Here is a 20,860-nt window from a genome sequence, read left to right on the forward strand (position 1 = left end):
TAATATTGTAGCGAGAAACATATAAATCCAAAAACGAATATGGCCAATCTTTCAATAGTCATTGTACCTACAAAAAAGTTATCCAATGGAAGACATCGAATAAGAATTGCAGTAGCGCACCGTTCGCAAACCAGATATATTTCTACTCAATTCATATTGGATTCTGCAAACCAAATGAAAAATGGTAAAGTCGTCAGGCACGAAAATGCAGCAAATATTAACACTTGCCTGCGCAAGATAATCTATGAATACGAAGAAATCTTATCATCCATCCATTATTTACAAACACTGTCGTGTACGGAGTTGATACATACCATTACCCGTGAACAACAAAAAAAAGGAGTTACTTTTTGTGTGATAGCTGACGAATACCTCTCTTCTATGAGAAATGAAGAGCAAAAGAAGTCCTATAAGTTGTACAGGATAGCCTGTGAAAAATTTCAGAAGTATATGAAAGGAGATTTCCCTCTGATACAACTTACGCCACTGCATATACAAGGTTTTGCCAATACAATGAAAGAAGAAGGGTTGTCCGCAACCTCTGTCAGAATTTACCTTACCTTAATAAGAGTCATACTGAACTATGCCAGGAAAATGAACTACGTAAATTATCCGGTCCATCCTTTTGTGCTATTCAAAATGCCAGTCAGTAACGTCAGGGAATTAGACTTAACCATAGATGAAATGAAAAGAATCAGGGATGTAAAATTGTGCAAACCGACCCTGAAAATGGTACGGGATCTATTCATGCTTACTTATTATTTAGGTGGCATTAACTTGAGAGACTTGATGGAATACGATTTTAAAGACCGGAACTGCATGCGGTATGTGCGTCATAAAACCCGGAACAGCAAGAAGAGTGAGAACGAAATAGCCTTTACCATTCAACCGGAAGCACAAGATATCATCAATAAGTACATATCAGAAAGCGGAAAATTAGTCTTTGGCAAATACTCGTCTTATGAGAAAGTATATAGTTTAGTGTTCAGACATATATATAAGGTGGCAAAGTTAGCCGGAGTTACTAGAAAAGTATCCTATTACTCCGCCAGAAAAACATTTGCCCAACATGGATATGAATTAGGAATTGAAATAGAAAAAATAGAATATTGCATAGGGCATAGCATGAAAAACAACCGTCCCATATTCAATTATATCAGAATCATGCAGGAGCATGCTGATAAAGTGTTCAGAGCAATTCTCGACCGATTAATTCAATAAATGCAAGTTCTTTAATAATGCTTTAATATTCAACGCATTACATTTACCAATTGTTTTTCTCATAATGTAAAAGCATTTACCACAGGATGTAACGGTCTTTACCGCTTATTGTAACGGCCTTTACCACGGTATGTAACGAGTTTTACCACGGCATGTAAATGGAGTTACCGTGTGGCGTTAAAAGAGTTATTGTGTGGTGTTCTGTAAAGTATGCGATCAGTTGGCGGAATGACTTTCCCTTTGTGTCCGAAAGAGATCAAGGCTGGAGTTGGGCAGTATCCGGTCCGTATCAACTCCGTAACAGATTCGGTTAGAAGTACCTCTATGTGGAGATGGTACGGAGCAAATAAGGGTTTGCCCCCTTTTTGATATACCTCTGACAGGATATTGACAGCTTCCAAATTCCGCCAACGAATTAAACAGACTCAAATCTACTGCAAAAAAGGATATTTATGTGCGATCTGGCGAGGCTTACAAAAACCATCCATAAGAACTGAGGATGAGTATGTTATGGATAAAGTGCCTCTTCATTCTCCACATATACACCTGAAAATCAAAGAAAAATCTTCATCGGTGTAGGATGTAGGAAAGATTGATGAAAACATTGTTTGAATGAAAAACTTGGGAGCACAACATTTTAATAACCAACTCAGGGAGAAACTCAAATGATAAGCGTAAAACTTTGCTCTGAATTATTGTATTGAAACTCTTGATGTACCTCTATATCAGAGCCTCAGCTATTCTATTTGGATATTATCAAGTTAACTTTTGTTTAACTTAATAATTAAAGTATGAAAAACAGCAAGAATTTAAGTCTGTTGAGTCGTCTGGGTAAACTCCAGCGGCTGTTTCTCGTGGCTTTGTTCTCGGTATTGGCTATAGGAGCCGCCGCACAAAGCAAAACCGTTTCGGGTACTGTCACCGACAAAACGGGTGAAACTGTAATTGGAGCCAGTGTAGTAGTAAAAGGTACTACAAATGGTACAATTACCGATATCGATGGTAAATTTACCATCTCCAATGTACCTGACAATGGGATTATACAGGTGAGTTTTGTCGGATACAAAACTCAGGATATTCCTGCGGGGGGGAAATCCGTTTTTCATATTACATTAGAAGAAGATGCTGAAATTCTGGATGAAGTAGTGGTAGTAGGTTATGGTGTACAGAAGAAAAGCGACGTAACCGGAGCACTAACTCAAGTAACGGAAAAAACAATCAAAGAGCGCCCGGTACAGAATGCTTTACAAGCGATGCAAGGTAAAGCTGCCGGCGTGCAAATTACATCCAACAACCGCCCGGGGGAACTGGGTGATGTACGTATCCGTGGTAATCGTTCCATTAATGCAAGCAACGACCCGCTATATGTAATCGATGGAATCCCGATGACTGCAGGTTCTATGGCTGATGTCAATCCCAACGATATAGAATCTATGGAAATTTTGAAGGATGCGTCTGCCACAGCTATTTATGGTTCACGTGGAGCCAACGGCGTCGTCCTGATCAGTACCAAAAAGGGTAAAACCGGCAAGGTGACCATTAACTACGATGGTTCAATGTCCTTTTCAACGATTGATTCTATGACTGACTGGATGAACTCAGGAGAACTGATTGACTGGAATCGCCAGTCTAATATTAATGCAAATGCATATACAGGTAAGTATGGCAATGCTCCCGACCCCGATATTGATGGTGATGCGTATTTTGGCGGTGTAACCAAATACCCCTATCTGCGTCCAGTATTCAATTCGGCCTTCCAATTTAATAGCGATGGTACTCCTGTATTACGTGACGCCACCGAATATGAACAAAAGGTTCTGGGATATGCTGCCAGAGTTCCGGTATACGATTCCTCGAAAATACCCACAACTCCCTGGACAGACTATGTAACCCGCACGGCAATTACTCACAATCACCAGTTATCCCTGTCTGCCGGTACCGAAAAATCAAAACTTTATATGTCTTTGGCATATCTGGACCAGCAATCACCGATGAAGGATCAGGACTACAAACGCTATACAGTGAATTTGAATGGGGAAATACAGGCTACCGATTTCCTGAAAGTTGGCATGGGCGTTAATCTCAGCCATTCCATTAAAAATTATGGTATTGTAAGTAACTTCTCAAACACTACTGCCAAAGACTCTTATGGTTTAGCCACCAACCTGATGCCATATGCACCGGCATACGATGAAAACGGTTCCTTACTGAGCCCGTCTGATGGTCCTTCGCAACACAATGCACTACTGAACATTGACCAGGCGCAGAATGAAACACGCTATTACGGAGCTATGTTAAGCTCTTTTGCTGAACTGGACTTCGGGAAAATCTGGACTCCGCTGGAAGGTATAAGATGGCGTACAAACTTCGGTGCACAATACCGTAATGCACGCGAAGGTAGTTATTATGGTAACGATTTCACCAATCCGCTAGGGTATGCCTCAACAGAACCGAATGTAGCTTACAACAACCAAAGCCAGAAATTGGCATGGACATTGGAAAATATGATTTTTGTAAACAAAACATTCAATAGAATCCACTCTTTGGGACTGACATTAATGCAATCTGCCGAATATTATCGTACAGAAGGTATCGAGGTACGCGCTTATGAATGTAAATTCCCCACCGCATTGTGGTATAGTGTAGGTGACTCTAACACATCAAAGGCCGGTATAGGTTCCTCATTCAGCGAACAACAACGCGCTTCTTATATGGGCCGCATTAATTATTCTTTGATGGACCGTTATCTGATTACCTTGACAGGTCGTTGGGATGGTGCTTCAATGTTAGCCGTAGATAATAAATGGGATTTCTTCCCTTCAGCCGCCCTGGCATGGAAGGTGAATGAGGAAAATTTCCTGCAAGCTATAGGATGGATCAATACATTGAAAGTACGTGTAGGTTATGGTGTGACCGGTAATGCTTCTGTCAGTCCATATCAAACAGGTGGAGCAATGGTTTCACAATGGGCAAACAAGCCTTTCGGGCAAGGTGCAGTAACCACAAACACCACCGGTGCCAAGGCTTCCGTATTGCCCAACAAAATGCTTGGTTGGGAGAAAACTGCTTCCACGAATGTGGGTATCGACTTCGGCTTCCTGAATAATAGAATCACCGGTAGTGCCGAATACTACATTGCCAAAACTTCTGATTTACTATTAAACCGTTCTATTCCTATCATGACCGGATATACCCAAATTTTATCGAATGTAGGCAAGACTCAAAATAAGGGTTTTGAATTAACATTGTCTACTGTAAATGTCCAAACCAAAGACTTTACCTGGAAAACCGATTTCACCTTCTCTACTAACAAAGAAAAGATAGTAGAATTGGCTGATGGTAAAAATGACGATACCGCCAATAGCTGGTTTATAGGAAAACCAATCAATGAGGTTTGGACATACAAATACGATCGCCTGTGGCAGAATACTACTGATGACCAAAAACTGCTGGCAGTTTATAAAGCAAATGGTATTACGATGTTCCCAGGTATGGCTAAATTGGTAGATCAACCATTCATCGAAGTACCAAAAGGTACAGAAGGAGCAGTAACAAAAACTATTGATGTCAATGGACAGAAGCAAGAAATCACTTATATGAATAACGGTTTCGGAAAATTTGATAATGATGACAATCATTTCTTAGGTTCATTTACCCCGAAATGGGAAGGTGGTTTTACTACTACATTCATTTACAAGAACTGGCAGCTGAATGCATTTGTCTATGGCCGCTTCGGCAATACGTATTACGGATTAATGCAAACTTACGGACGTCGCGTTGAGAAGGATACCTGGAGTCCTGAAAATACGGGAGCCCGATTCCCGCAACCGCGCGCAGGAGGAGAGACTTTTACAGACTATAGTGCTTATATGAGTTACACTAAAGGCAATATGGTTGCCATCCGTAACATTGCATTATCATATACACTGCCCGAAAAAATTCTAAATAAGATAGGTGCGTCCAGTTGCTCTATTTATGCCCAAGTACTGAACCCCTTCATTTTCGGGGGTGAATTAGTAAAGGCAGGAATCAACCCGGATGATACTACAGGATGGAGCGAAAGTACTAATCCGACTAATTATATTGGAGGCCAGACCAATAATACAGTGTTGAACCGCAGTTATGTGATAGGTCTGAGACTTGGCTTTTAAATAACAGAATATTAAGATAAATACAATATGAAGAAATATATATTACTATCGATAATTGCATTGGGAAGCATATCTTGTACAGACAGCTTTCTGGAAGAAAAAATGGTATCTACCATTACGCAAGATTATTTTGAGACCGAACAAGGTCTGGAACAACTGATCGTAGGTACATACGACGCCTTGCGGGTAACAAAACAATACGAACAAGGTCCTGCAAGCTTGATGGCAGGAGTAGATAACTTCTCTCAGAAAACAGCATCACGGGGTATGTATTCCGCGAGTGAATGGAATGCAACTGGAAAGTTGGCAGGTTTTACCAATGGCTTGTGCGGTGAGAATGCCAAATCACTATTAGGCTTCTACCCCATCATCAACAACTGTAACCGGGCTATAATATCTATCCGTGAAGGCAAAGCGCTCGGCAAGTTTGCCAGCGATGCAAATTATGCAGCCAAGGCTCTGTCAGAAGCTTTATTCAACCGTGCCTACTCACTTTACATTATGAGCACCATGTACGGTGAAATATTCGTTCCGCAAGGATATACAGAAGAGCTTCCCTCCAATTACAACTATGCCCGTGAAAGCGTTCCCAATATATACCGGATGCTAATTACAGATTTGCGTTATGCTTATGATCATCTGCCGGATGTCAATGAACAGAATCTGACTACAGACTTCGGTCGAGCAACGAAAGGGGCAGCCGCACATTTTTTGGCAAAACTCTATTTGCAACGTGCACAAGGTGCTAAATATGGTAGTTCGGAATATGGTGTAAAAGCCGACGGTCATGTAGATACCAATAAACAGAAATCTTATTTGGGTATGCTATATAAAGGAGAAAGTGCTGCCGACCTAGATTCCTGTATATATTATACATCAAAGGTTATAGATCATGGTTATTATGATTTGGAACCTGACTTTGGAAAATTGTTCAACCATCCATTGGGAGATTATTCAAATGAAAATAGCCGGGAATTGATTCTATCTTGCGTATATGGTCCGATGGGTGGAGCCGACAATGGCCGTTATGGTAACCGCCTGCCTTATTTCTTCGGAGGTGACTATGCCAATGCTTCTTGGGGAATACCTGATTTCTGTTGGGAATATCCCACAAAATCTTCAGCACGTGTAGGTTATACCAATGACTTCGGTTTTGACCTATACGTTAACAAACAAGCTGACTCCCGCTATCAAAAATCATTCCACGTAGAATATATAACAGCATTGAAGGGAGGAGATTCAAACTCATCCCCTGCTGCCAATCTTGACTATCACGCTTATAACAGTGATAATAACAAGACTTATATATGGACTGAAGCAATGGCAGATTATTTCAATGAACATATCCTTCCCAATTATACAAGAGAATCCTGGGGTAATAGAAGAGCTGTGCCCGGTGAACATAAAATGGGGAAAGGTGATCTAGCTTTCGCTTATGTGGAAAACACCAAAGAGACTGCCATTGACATCAATGAAGCTTTGGCACAACCCTTTGTCCTGATGGCACGCTGGATAAAAGATGGAGATAAATATTATTACCGTGTTCCTACTAAAGCCGAAGGAAGTAGTTATGCTTATAATGATAAAAGTTATTCCGGTCTGGACAAAATGGGTTCTACCGCATGTCCGGCAACATTAAAATATGATGAACCAAACCGCAATAATTATACGCACTACGAATCCGGCCGTGACGTACCTTTGTTCCGTTTAGCAGAAACCTATCTGCTTCGTGCCGAAGCTTATGGACGCAAAGGTAATTACAGTGCAGCTATTGCTGACATTAATAAAGTACGCGCACGTGCTGCTTATAAATCAGGTGAAAAGCGTGCAGAAGTGATTGCTCTTATACAACCGGGCCATGAAAAGCTCTCTCAGACAGAACAGCAATGGCCATATGAAGTGGCAATCGACATGACAGCTTCAATGTTGGTAGACGAATCTTATTGGGATGGTGCTTCTGTTCATTCAAATGCAGAAATGTATCCGGAAACTGCCACATCAACGGAAGACCGTTTTGTAAACTTCATCCTGAATGAATTAGCACGCGAACTGAATCAGGAAATGGTATATTACGAGAACTTACATCACTCGGGCTGGCAGGCAGACCGCATCATATACCATGATCAATTAGCATCTTCAAAACAAGGATTATGGGATTCTTCAGACAACTTAATTAACGGTATCGGACAGACAGGTGATGGCATGGGAATGTTCGAACCCCATTATACCCTAAAACCATTTGCCCAGTCTATGCTAGACTTATTGACGGATGAGAATGGTAATCCTCTGGACGACTCAGCTAAAAAAGCTTACCAGAATTACGGATATTGATTAATAAGATCTGTAGGGGGGGGAGACTTATGTACGGTTTCCCCCCTTTCTTATATACGGATATACCTAAAATAAATATAAAACGTACAATTCACCATATAAATGGATGAAATTCTATTTTTATCAAGGTGGACGACGTCTAATTTTGTAACATCAAATAAAAAAATGACATACTATGAGAAAGTTCTGTTTAACCATTATTGTATTAGCCGGCTTCAGTAAAGCACTGTTTGCCCAGTTTGGTAATTGCACTGCATCCGAAATGCAAACTTATACAGACCGTGAAACCGGAAACACCATTACCATACTTACCGACACTTTAAAGAATGACCGTTTCCTCTATCAGACAGACCCGATGTGGACACATGACGGAAAATATCTATTATTCCGGTCATCCAGTCGCGCAAACGATAAAAAGATAGAGCGTACCCTCCCAAATGGAGAGAAACGCAGTTGGACTCCCACACAGATTTATTTTATAGAAATGGCAACAGGCCAAATCATTCAGGCTACAGAAGGTCCTGATCTGGGTAGTGCATTCCTGGCCAATAAGAGCAATCGTATGTTCATCAGCCGAAAAGAAAAAGAAGACTGGAATATGTATGTAATGGATCTGGATAAGTTCTTTGCAGATGTAAAAAAAGGAAAGGTAGGAAAACCTACCGCCTATGAAACTCTTTTAGGTACTTTTCCCACAAGCATGGGACGTCCCGGAGGATATGCCATAGATTGCAACGATGACTATGCTTATATCACCGTAGAACGTGAAGGTACAGAAGAAGAAAAAGAACGCATGGCGAAAAATGCATTCTTACCGGAAAGTAATCAGCCGGTAAAAATAAAACCATCTCTTTGTGGCATTCGAAAAATGAACCTTGCTACCGGCGAAGTAACCAAAGTTATCGATACCGAATTTAAAACAGGACACATACAGGCCAGCCGTTTCACACCGGGAGAAATCGTTTTCTGTAATGAAACCGGTGGCGATGCATATCAGCGCATGTGGTTCTGCACAGCAGACGGTTCGGTCTTCAAGCCTCTTTATAAAGAAACTCCATTAGACTGGGTCACTCACGAAACTTTTGTAACCAAAGACTATGTTTATTTCAACATCCTAGGTTTTCAGCCTCGTCTTCGTAAACAAGTAAGTGGTATTGCCCGTATCAATCTTCGCACCGATGACGTGGAATTAGTGGGTCAGGTAGAATTGGATAAAGACCGCAAAGCCATAGAAGGACAACTTACCGGACGGGGATTCTGGCATTGCAATGCAAGTCGCGACAATCGTTGGGCAGCTGGTGACACCTTCGGAGGAAATGTCTGGCTCATCAACGTACAGACCGGTCAACGCCATTGGTTAGTTTCGGATACCAAAATGAAACCGGATCATGCACACCCAAGTTTCAGTCCCGACGGCACAAAAGTACTTTTTCAATCCGGGCACTTCACAAACGGCAAGCGTTTGAATCTGATGATGGTTGATATAACTTCATTCAATAACTAAAAAAGAAAGCAATGAAAAACAGATATTTACTCCTCTGTACTTTGTTAATCGGTACAGCCGGTAGTTTACGAGCCCAAGATTTACGTGAACGTACTTACTACTATGAGATTCTGGAACCACGACATGAGCCGAAGCCTGAAGTAAATGGTTTTGCAACCGAACGAATAAAAGAGCACTTGAACAGAGGACTGGCGGCAACCCCTGCCATGGATGGAAAAGGCATATATCTTAGCTGGAGATTGTTGGAACAAGATGATGCAGATGTGTCCTTCCATTTATATCGTACTGCAAATGGCAAGACGGAACGTTTAACCAAATCTCCGGTAAAATCGACTTGTGATTTCATAGATCAATCTCCTGCAAATGGAAAAGCATCTTATTGGATCTGCGCATTGGATAAAAAGAAAAAAGTGATCGACACATCTACTAAAATAGAAGTGGAACTCCCATCATTGAAGAATTATCAATCAATCAAACTTAATAGAAATATAAAAGCCGGCAAGATAGCTGTTGCCGATTTAAATGGAGACGGGATTTATGATTACATCATCCGCACGCCGGATAAAAATGTAGACCCGGGAATGCCGGGCACTTTGGGTGGAGAAACTTATCAAATTGAGGCTTATCTGAATGACGGTACTTTTTTGTGGTCTAAAGACCTGGGACAAGGTATAGAACCGGGCGTATGGTATTCTCCTTTTATCGCTTACGACTTCAATGGAGACGGCAAAGCTGAAATAGCATTAAAGACTGCTCCTGAAAATTCAAAACGCAATGAAAAAGGACGTGTAGATTCAGGTGAAGAATACTTGAGCGTATTGAATGGTATGACTGGAGAAGAAATAGCCCGCGTGGATTGGCCGGAGCGCAATGACAGATATGGAAATCTTGTCCGCCAGAATCGTAATCAAATAGGTATGGCATATCTGGATGGGAAGACACCTTATATATTAGCTTGTCGCGGAACCTATAAATTGATGGTGGTAGATGCCTGGCAATTAAACAGCAATAAACTGGAACGCGCCTGGAGATGGGATAGCGATGAAGAGAACCCTGTAGTAAGAAGTATGGGATCACACAACATGATATGCGGAGATGTGGATCAGGATGGAAAAGATGAAATACTCTTAGGCTCATGCATGCTTGATAACAATGGTACACTATTGTGGTCTACCGGATTAGGACACCCGGACAAGATTTATCTGACAGATATTGACCCGAATCGTCCGGGAATGGAAGTATTTCTATGTTTGGAACCTTGGCATGACAACGGCCGCGGTGTTTGTGTGGTAGACGCAAAAACCGGACAACCCGTTTGGAACATCGGTCACAAAACGTTCCATGTGGGTGACGGCATGGTTGCCGACTTCGATCCTACCCATAAAGGACTGGAATGTTTCGCAAGCGAAGACCGTAAAGGAGGAAGTACGGACAAATACCTGCTTTCTGCAGATGGTCAATATTTAGGCAAAAACGAAGATGTACCTTCCTGCCGAAACTGGGCATGGTGGGACGGAGATTTATTGCGTGAAACATTTAAAGGAGACGATAACCGATGGGGAGCAAACTCTTCTTCTAACGGAAAATCTTTAAGCATCATAAAATGGAAAGGGGAATCTCTGACAGAAGGTATTGGAGGGGATATCCTGATGATTGCCGATTTATATGGTGATTGGCGTGAAGAGATCATCACAGCCTTACCGGGCGAAATTCGTATTTACACAACGAATATCCCTGCCAAAGACCGTCGTGTAACTTTAATGCAGGATGCGATATACCGGAATTATGTGGCACATCGTTCTATGGGTTATCCACAGGCACCTGTACCTTCCTACTATTTAGGAGAGTAAATAAGATGATTTTGAATGATAATCTATGCAAATGAATTTTTGTCTATAGAATGAGGGGAACTTTACGCTAGTTTTGCTCCCCAAAATAAATTAATAAACCATGAAACGTAGAATCCTTTTATTCCTTTTGGCTTTTATATCCATAAGCCAGTATGTAGGAGCATCAGATGCTCGCAATAAATATAATTTCAATTCCGACTGGTTACTTTCCGTTGGTGATACCCCTGAAGCCCAACAAGTACGTTTTCAGGATACGGATTGGAAAAAAGTCACTTTACCCCGCGCTTTTAATGAAGATGAAGCTTTTCGCTTAAGCATCGACCAGTTAACGGATACAGTGATGTGGTATCGTAAACACTTCCGTTTACCCGCTGGCAGTAAAGATAAAAAGGTATTTATAGAATTCGAAGGTGTCCGCCAGGGAGCTGATTTCTACATTAACGGTCAATATCTGGGCCTGCACGAGAATGGTGCGATGGCTGTTGGTTTCGACCTGACTCCTTATATAAAATATGGAGAGGAAAATGTAATAGCCCTCCGCATTGATAATGACTGGAATTACAAGGAACGCGCTACCAACACCAAATATCAGTGGAGCGACCGTAACTTCAATGCCAATTATGGTGGTATTCCTAAGAATGTATGGCTACATGTTACAGATAAATTATATCAGACTCTACCTCTATACAGTAATCTGCAAACCACGGGTGTCTATATCTACGCGGAAGATATTCGTGTAAAATCCCGCAAAGCGGTAATCCATGCGGAATCCGAGATAAAGAACGAGTACAAACGTGCCAAGCAAGTGGCCTATAAAGTTGAGTTGATAGACCGTGACAGTAAAACAATCAAAGTATTCGACGGTACTCAGACTTTAGTGAAACCCGGAGAAACAGTAACCTTAAAAGCAGCTGCAGAAGTGGACGGTTTACATTTCTGGAGTTGGGGATATGGCTACCTGTATACCGTAAAAACAAGTTTATGGGCAGACGGTAAAAAGATAGATGAAGTAGCTACCCGGACAGGTTTCCGCAAAACTCGCTTTGGGAAAGGTATGATATGGCTGAATGATCGCGTAATCCAGATGAAGGGATTTGCCCAACGTACCAGCAATGAATGGCCGGGAGTAGGAATGAGCGTTCCGGCATGGCTGAGTGACTATAGCAATGGATTGATGGTGGAAGATAATGCCAACTTGGTTCGCTGGATGCATATCACTCCATGGAAACAGGATATTGAATCGTGTGACCGCGTGGGGCTGATCCAGGCAATGCAAGCCGGTGATGCAGAAAAAGACCGTGAAGGACGCCAATGGGGACAACGGACTGAACTGATGCGTGATGCTATCATTTACAACCGTAATAATCCGAGTATCCTGTTTTACGAATGTGGAAATGAGTCTATCAGTCGGGAACACATGATAGAGATGAAAGCGATACGCGATAAATATGACCCTCATGGCGGCCGTGCCATCGGTTCACGTGAAATGCTTGATATCCGCGAAGCCGAATATGGTGGAGAAATGCTTTATATCAATAAGAGTAAACATCACCCGATGTGGGCCATGGAATATTGTCGCGATGAAGGATTACGCAAGTATTGGGACGAATACTCTTACCCCTATCATAAGAATGGAGAAGGGAACAATTCTTTCAGATCCGCTGCAACCAATAAAATCCAGAAGAAAGTAGACGCACGCGCTTACAATCATAATCAGGATTCATTTACGATAGAAAATATAATTCGCTGGTTCGACTATTGGCGTGAACGCCCGGGAACCGGGGATCGTGTTAGTTCAGGTGGAGTAAAGATCATCTTCTCTGATACCAATACTCATTTCCGCGGGGTAGAAAATTATCGTCGTAGCGGGGTAACTGATGCCATGCGCATTCCCAAAGATCCTTTCTTTGCGCATCAGGTGATGTGGGACGGTTGGGTAGATATAGAAAATCCACGTATCCATATCATTGGCCATTGGAATTATAAAGAAGGTATAGTGAAACCGGTCTATGTAGTTTCCAGTGCAGAGAAAGTGGAATTATTCCTGAATGGAACATCCTTAGGATATGGTAATAGAGACCACCATTTCTTATATACTTTTGAAAACGTAGCATTTGCAGCCGGTAAATTGGAAGCAGTGGGCTATGATGAAAACGGAACAGAATGCTGTCGCACCCACTTACAGACAGCCGGTGAACCGGAGCAAATAAAGTTGAGCCTGATTCAGAGTCCTAATGGATGGAAAGCAGACGGTGCAGATATGGTATTGCTTCAGGTAGAAGTAATGGATAAAGATGGCAGACGTTGTCCGTTGGCCAATGACCTGATACATTTCGATGTGGAAGGACCTGCCGAATGGCGTGGTGGTATCGCACAGGGAAAAGACAATTTTATTCTTTCAAAAGATTTGCCGGTAGAATGTGGTATCAACCGCGCACTCATCCGCTCTCTGACAACTGCCGGTACAGTTCGCGTGACTGCAAAAGCCGAGGGTTTAAAATCTGCTGAAATCAGCTTCTCATCATCGCCCATAGAAGTAAAAGATGGATTAAGCAGCTATATCCCCGGCAATGAACTGGAAGGCAGATTAACCCGTGGAGAAACTCCATTAACACCTTCTTATAAAGATACGAAAGTAGATGTTGGCATCTTATCTGCTGTCGCCGGTGCAAATAATGAAAGCACTATCAATAGTTTCGATGATAACGAATTGAGCGAGTGGAAAAATGACGGAAGGGCAAATACAGCCTGGATCACTTACCAATTGGAACGTGCCGCACGGGTGGATGAAGTTTGCCTGAAACTGACCGGATGGCGTTTGCGCAGTTATCCGCTGGAAATCTATGCAGGTGACGAACTGATCTGGAGTGGAGAAACAGAAAAAAGTCTGGGATATGTTCATTTGAAAGTAAAACCTGTATTGACCAACGAGATTACCATTCGCTTGAAAGGGGCCAGCAAAGAAGGGGACGCCTTCGGACAAATAGTTGAGGTAGCTGCTCCCGTCGCCAATGAATTGGATTTATATAAAGCTAAGGATGGAGACAAGACCAGGCACGAATTACGCATTGTGGAAATAGAGTTTAAAGAAAACTTATGGCAATAAGGTTGAATTGTTATATAAAACAACAAATGGTTATGTATATACTCCTGCTTTGCGGGAGTATATATGCTTTTTCTCAATCCTATGAGAAGAAAAATAACCAGATTTCCGGCTTAAATGCCCGCCAGTTTCACAAATTCTGGAAAGTGGAGTCGGAATCGCCCGATTACAAAGTAACGTTCCGGGGAGATACAGTTGAGATTGTCTCCCCAAAAGGGCTGACTCTCTGGAGAAAGGAAAAGATGAGCGGCAAAGTCACCATTGAATACGATGCCTGCGTAGTCAGTGAAACGGGAAAAGACCGCCTGAGTGATTTAAATTGCTTCTGGATGGCTTCTGACCCGAAACATCCGGACAACTTATGGAAACGCGAGAAGTGGCGCAACGGAATATTCCTGAACTGCTACTCCCTGCAGCTTTATTATATGGGATATGGCGGAAACCACAACTCCACTACACGCTTCCGTCGCTATGATGGCAATGAAGCAGGCATCACCGACCCTCAGGCCCGCCCTGCGGTCTTAAAAGAATATACCGATGCAGAGCATTTGCTGAAAGCGAACCACTGGTATCATATTAAAATTACGAACGAGAATAATAGGGTTAGTTATTATATAGACGGAAAGCGTCTGGTGGATTTCAGGGATGTCAAACCACTGACTGAAGGTTGGTTTGGCTTCCGCACCACCCTATCGCGCACCCGCATTACCAACTTCCGCTACAAGTGCTCACTGCAAGAAAACCCCGCTGTGCCTTTGCAATGGATCGGCAGCACTCCCGAAATGGACAAAGCGGTCAGCTTCGGTGTACCTTTTGAGAAAGGCAAAATCTCTCCTGAAAGCACTTTACAGTTAACCACCGTAAATGGTGAAAACATACCAATCGACACTTGGGTGCTGGCCTACTGGCCGGACGGTTCGGTGAAATGGAGCGGAGTAGCAGGCGTTATCCCCGCCGGAACAGAGGGGGCGACACTTGAACTGGCAAAAAAGAAGTCGGTAAAAAAGGCAAGAACTACAAATCCCGACGATCAAGCATCCGTTTCCGTCACCGAGACGCCACGGAACATTCTGATAGAAACAGGAGTGATTTCGGTTTACATTCCCCGTCAAGGTGAATTCCTGATAGACAGTCTGCTATATAAGGGGGTGAAGGTGGGCGAAAAAGCACGCCTGATATGTAGCACACAAAGCACGCCCGTTCTTGAAAGCACTTCGCAGGTATCTTTCAGTAACTATGTGAGCGAAGTGAAATCAGCGACGGTAGAGCGTTGCGGTGCTATACGCACGCTGATAAAACTGGAGGGCGTACATAAGAATAAAGACGGACGCGAATGGCTGCCCTTTGTGGTACGTCTCTATTTCTATGGTGGAAGTGAACAGATGAAGATGGTGCACAGCTTCCTGTTCGATGGAGACCAGAACCAGGATTTCATTCGTGCTTTGGGCATCCGCTTCGACGTGCCTATGCGTGAAGCACTTTACAACCGCCACATAGCCTTCTCCTGTGCTGACGGTGGAGTGTGGAGCGAACCTGTGCAGCCATTAGTAGGGCGTCGTGTGCTGACATTAGGCAATGCGGCGAACAGGAACTCCGGCCGGGATGTGACAGATAAAAATGCCAGCAAGGATAAGAAAGTCTCCCTGCAGCAACAACAGATGGAAGGGAAACGCATCCCGCCTTATGAAACTTTTGATGAAAAAAATCGCTCACTGCTGGACAACTGGGCATCATGGAACACCTATCGCTTGTCTCAGCTCACTGCGGATGCTTTCTCCATCCGTAAACGGGCCAATGACACGAATCCCTGGATAGGCACTTTCTCCGGCACGCGCAGTGAAGGATATGCTTTTGCCGGCGACGTCAGTGGTGGACTGGGGCTTTGCCTGCACGACTTCTGGCAGTCTTATCCCTCGGCCATAGAAATCTCCGAGACGAAGACTCCCGCAGCTACCCTTACCGCCTGGCTATGGAGTCCCGATGCCGAACCCATGGATCTGCGCCACTACGATAATGTAACGCACGATTTAAATGCCAGTTACGAGGATGTTCAGGAAGGCTTGAGCACACCCTATGGAATTGCCCGCACTACTACGCTCACCCTGATCCCGCAGGGAGGATATGCCGGGAAAAAGGCTTTTGCCGACCGTGCCAAGCAACTTTCGGAACCGGGTGTACTGATGCCTACCCCCGAATACCTGCACGCGCAGCAAGCCTTTGGCGTCTGGAGCCTTCCGGATCGCAGTACTCCATTCCGCAGCCGGGTGGAAGATCGTCTGGATGCCTATATCGACTTCTACAAAAAGGCCATCGAACAGAACAAATGGTATGGTTTCTGGAACTACGGCGACGTCATGCATGCGTATGACCCTGTTCGCCACACCTGGCGATACGATATCGGAGGCTTTGCTTGGGACAATACAGAACTGGCCTCCAATATGTGGCTTTGGTATAATTTTCTGCGCACAGGACGTGCAGACATTTGGCGTATGGCAGAGGCTATGACCCGCCATACAGCCGAGGTAGATGTCTACCACATAGGGGAGAATGCCGGATTGGGTAGTCGTCACAACGTCAGCCATTGGGGATGTGGCGCCAAGGAAGCACGCATCAGTCAGGCTGCCTGGAATCGCTTCTACTATTATCTCACTACGGACGAACGCTGTGGAGATCTCATGACCGAGGTGAAAGACGCCGAACAGAAGCTCTATACTCTCGACCCAATGCGTCTGGCACAACCACGTAGCAAATATCCTTGCACCGCCCCTGCCCGCCTGCGCATTGGTCCCGACTGGCTGGCATACGCCGGAAACTGGATGACGGAATGGGAACGCACTCGCAATGTGGCTTACCGCGATAAAATCATTACCGGCATGAAGAGTATCGTCGCCCTGCCCAACCGGATTTTCACAGGCCCTAAAGCGCTTGGCTTTGACCCTGCAACCGGTGTCATCAGCAGTGAGTGCGATCCCAAACTGGAAAGTACCAATCATTTAATGAGTATCATGGGCGGCTTCGAGGTGATGAACGAAATGCTCCGGATGATTGAACTACCCGAATGGAAAGATGCCTGGTTAGATTATACGATACGTTATAAACAGAAGGCATGGGAGCTAAACCGTAGCCGTTTTCGCATTTCACGTTTGATGGGCTACGCTGCTTATCATACACGCAACCCGGAAATGGCAAAGGAGGCTTGGGCGGATTTGTTCACAAGACTGGAGCACACGCCGGCACCGCCTTTCCGCATCACAACTCTACTTCCGCCCGAGGTGCCTGCCCCGCTGGATGAATGTACCAGTATCAGCACAAACGATGCCGCCCTGTGGAGTCTGGATGCCATTTACATGCAGGAAGTGATTCCCATGGACGAGTAATTTGCACGATTTTCCATGTATATTGCATATTATTCTATGGAAGTATTTCGTATTAAGCCGTATTTTTGCAATTAATCAAAAACAAAATATATCATGAAAAAACCTTGTTTTAAATCCTTGGTCGGCATAGCTGCCATTGCAGCGATTGCGCTGGGATTATCAGGCGCTATACCTGCTCCCAAATATAAGACTGTCACTGTCAATGCACCTTTCGCCATGGAGCCGATAAAGGAATTTATTTTCCCCAATCGTGATTTTTCCATCGCAAATTATGGAGCAGTAAAAGGAGGGAAGACTATAAATACAAAAGCCATCGCTAAGGCCATCAAGGCATGCAACAAAGCCGGTGGCGGCCGTGTAGTGATTCCCGCTGGCGAGTGGCTTACAGGTCCCGTACACCTGATGAGCAATGTGAACCTGTATTTATCCGACGGTGCCATACTGCGCTTCACAGACAATCCGGAAGACTATCTGCCTGCCGTGATGACGTCATGGGAAGGTATGGAATGTTACAATTACTCTCCTTTGGTGTATGCTTTCGACTGTGAAAATGTAGCCATCACCGGAACCGGAACACTGCAACCCATCATGGACACATGGCGTAAATGGTTTAAACGCCCCAAACCACACATGGATGCGCTTGCAGAACTCTACACAATGGCCTCAACGGATGTTCCGGTAGAGAAAAGACAGATGGCGAAAGGAGAAAATAATCTTCGCCCGCACCTGATACACTTCAACAGATGTAAGAATGTCTTGCTCGATCAGTTCAAGATTCGTGAAAGCCCCTTTTGGACCATACACTTGTATATGTGCGATGGCGGTATTGTTCGCAATCTGGACGTATATGCCCACGGACACAATAACGATGGTGTCGATCTGGAAATGAGCCGGAACTTCCTGATAGAAGATTGTAAGTTTGATCAGGGAGATGACGCAGTTGTTATTAAAGCCGGACGCAACCAGGATGCCTGGCGGCTGGATACCCCATGTGAGAATATTGTAATCCGTAACTGTGACATTATAAAAGGACATACATTACTGGGCATCGGCAGCGAAATGTCGGGCGGCATACGCAACGTATATATGCACGATTGCGCAGCACCAGACTCCGTGTTCCGCCTCTTCTTTGCCAAAACGAATCACCGCCGGGGAGGTTTCATCGAAAACATCCACATGGAGAATGTGAAAGCAGGCAAGATGCAGCGTGTACTCGAAATTGATACGGATGTACTCTACCAATGGCGCGATCTGGTGCCTACTTACGAGGAGCGTATCACCCGTATCGATGGTCTATACATGACTAACGTGACCTGCGAACGCACCGAGGCCATCTACGATTTGAAAGGTGATGCCAAACTGCCTGCAAAGAACGTCGTTATAAAGAACGTGCATGCTGATGAAGTTACGAAATTCATCAAGAACGTACATAACGTAGAGAATGTAACGGAAGAGAACGTGACGTACGGCCGCTTCCGCAACGCGGCGAACGCTCCAGCTTATGATTATTCAAAGCTACAAAAGGAAAAGTTAGGTCGTGGTGTAGTAGCCATCCGTGAGAACCCGGCAGAAGTAGCTGTTTCCTGGAGATACCTCTCATCCGACCCCGAGAACACAGCATTCAACCTCTATCGGGACGGAAAGAAGATAGCCGAAGTACCTGCTACTACGGGAACCTTCTACCGGGATGCCTATAAAGGAAAGAAAGCAGCTACGTACACCGTAAAACCCGTTGTAAACGGCGTGGAAACAGGGCATATCGAGGGCAACTATACACTGCCGACGAAGGCGCCTATAGGATACATCCATATTCCGCTGGACCGTCCGGCGGATGGGGTCACCCCTTCGGGACAAGCATTCACCTATATACCCAATGACGCTTCTATTGGTGATGTCGATGGGGATGGAGAATATGAGATTATTCTGAAATGGGATCCATCGAACGCACATGATAATGCCCATGATGGCTATACTGGAAATGTCCTTTTCGATTGCTACCGATTGACAGGTGAACGGCTCTGGCGTATTGATATGGGACACAATGTCCGTGCAGGTGCGCACTACACTCAATTCATGGTATATGATTTCGATAGCGACGGCTGTGCGGAGATCATCATGAAGACTTCTGACGGGACTATCGACGGACAAGGCAAAGTGATCGGGGATGCCGCAGCCGACTATCGCGAACCGGGTACCCCTGCCAATCAAGGTCGCATCCTGAAGGGTAATGAATACCTCACCGTCTTCAATGGACGCACAGGTGCCGCTATGCAGACTATCGATTATGTTCCTGCACGCGGAAATCTAGCAGATTGGGGAGATAACCGCGCCAACCGAAGCGACCGTTTCCTGGCAGCTGTTGCCTATCTGGATGGCATCCATCCCAGTGTAGTGATGTGCCGCGGATATTACACCCGCACTGTACTTGCAGCTTTCGACTGGAATGGAAAAGAACTGAAACAACGTTGGATATTCGACAGTAATACCCCGGAATACAAAGCTTATGCAGGACAAGGCAACCATAACCTCCGTGTAGCAGATGTAGATGGGGATGGATGTGACGAAATTATATATGGCTCCTGCGCCATCGATAATAATGGGAAAGGGCTTTACTCTACCGGAATGGGACACGGAGATGCCATGCATCTGACGAAGTTCTCACCCGACATGCCCGGACTTCAGGTGTGGGATTGCCACGAAAATAAGCGCGACGGTTCCAGCTTCCGCGATGCAGCAACAGGAAAAGTATTGTTTCAGGTGAAAAGCGGAATAGACGTAGGCCGTTGTATGGCTGCCGACATTGACCCAACGACCCCCGGTGTGGAAATGTGGTCGTGGGAATCGAAAGGACTACGCAATATCAAGGGAGAAGTAGTCAATCCCGATATCAAAACATTCTCTGTCAATATGGCTGTGTGGTGGGACGGCGATTTACTCCGTGAGTTGCTGAACAAGAATGTGGTATCCAAGTACGATTGGGAAGCCGGCGTCTGCAAACCGCTCGTCACATTCGAAGGTGTTGTATCAAACAACGGCACCAAAGCAACTCCCTGCCTGCAAGGCGATATTCTGGGTGACTGGCGCGAAGAAGTACTGCTACGCACAGAAGACAATACGGCACTACGTCTCTATGTATCACCCATAGCAACTGATTACCGTTTCCATACTTTCCTGGAAGATCCGGTTTACAGGATCAGTATTGCTACACAAAACGTAGCATACAACCAACCGACACAACCCGGTTTCTATTTCGGACCTGATCTGAAAGGAATTTTCAGAGGATATGAATTTAAAAAGTAATTATATAATGTAGTATTTAAAAG

8 protein-coding genes are annotated in these 20,860 nt (G+C 44.4%); all 8 read left to right on the forward strand.

All coding sequences use genetic code 11. From position 1 onward, the window contains the following. Positions 1-39: 39 nt before the first annotated feature. A complete protein-coding gene (locus BACINT_RS19985; protein ID WP_007666541.1) occupies positions 40-1,221 on the forward strand; it encodes a tyrosine-type recombinase/integrase in 1,182 nt (393 codons plus the stop codon). A gap of 791 nt (positions 1,222-2,012) precedes the next feature. Further along, positions 2,013-5,372 (forward strand): SusC/RagA family TonB-linked outer membrane protein, encoded by a 3,360-nt coding sequence (locus BACINT_RS19990; protein WP_007666542.1) that lies wholly within the window; start codon positions 2,013-2,015, stop codon positions 5,370-5,372. Between the two features lie 27 nt (positions 5,373-5,399). After that, entirely contained in the window at positions 5,400-7,703 is a 2,304-nt protein-coding gene (locus BACINT_RS19995) for a RagB/SusD family nutrient uptake outer membrane protein (RefSeq protein WP_007666548.1), read from the forward strand. Positions 7,704-7,878: 175 nt separating this feature from the next. Next, the gene (locus BACINT_RS20000; RefSeq protein ID WP_007666549.1) at positions 7,879-9,207 is read left to right on the forward strand and encodes an oligogalacturonate lyase family protein; all 1,329 of its coding nucleotides are present in this window, start codon (positions 7,879-7,881) and stop codon (positions 9,205-9,207) included. A gap of 11 nt (positions 9,208-9,218) precedes the next feature. Beyond that, the gene (locus BACINT_RS20005; protein WP_007666550.1) at positions 9,219-11,057 is read left to right on the forward strand and encodes a rhamnogalacturonan lyase family protein; all 1,839 of its coding nucleotides are present in this window, start codon (positions 9,219-9,221) and stop codon (positions 11,055-11,057) included. Between the two features lie 100 nt (positions 11,058-11,157). Then, a complete protein-coding gene (locus BACINT_RS20010) occupies positions 11,158-14,163 on the forward strand; it encodes a glycoside hydrolase family 2 protein (protein WP_007666551.1) in 3,006 nt (1,001 codons plus the stop codon). Between the two features lie 32 nt (positions 14,164-14,195). Beyond that, on the forward strand, positions 14,196-17,537 hold the full coding sequence (locus BACINT_RS20015) for an exo-rhamnogalacturonan lyase family protein (protein WP_044155389.1): 3,342 nt from the start codon (positions 14,196-14,198) through the stop codon (positions 17,535-17,537). 93 nt (positions 17,538-17,630) lie between these two features. Next, positions 17,631-20,837: an alpha-d-galacturonidase gene (locus tag BACINT_RS24865; RefSeq protein WP_007666553.1), complete on the forward strand. Its 3,207-nt coding sequence runs from the start codon at positions 17,631-17,633 to the stop codon at positions 20,835-20,837. The last annotated feature ends 23 nt before the right edge of the window (positions 20,838-20,860 follow it).

The sequence above is a fragment of the Bacteroides intestinalis DSM 17393 genome, assembly GCF_000172175.1.
GTDB classification, from domain to species: domain Bacteria; phylum Bacteroidota; class Bacteroidia; order Bacteroidales; family Bacteroidaceae; genus Bacteroides; species Bacteroides intestinalis.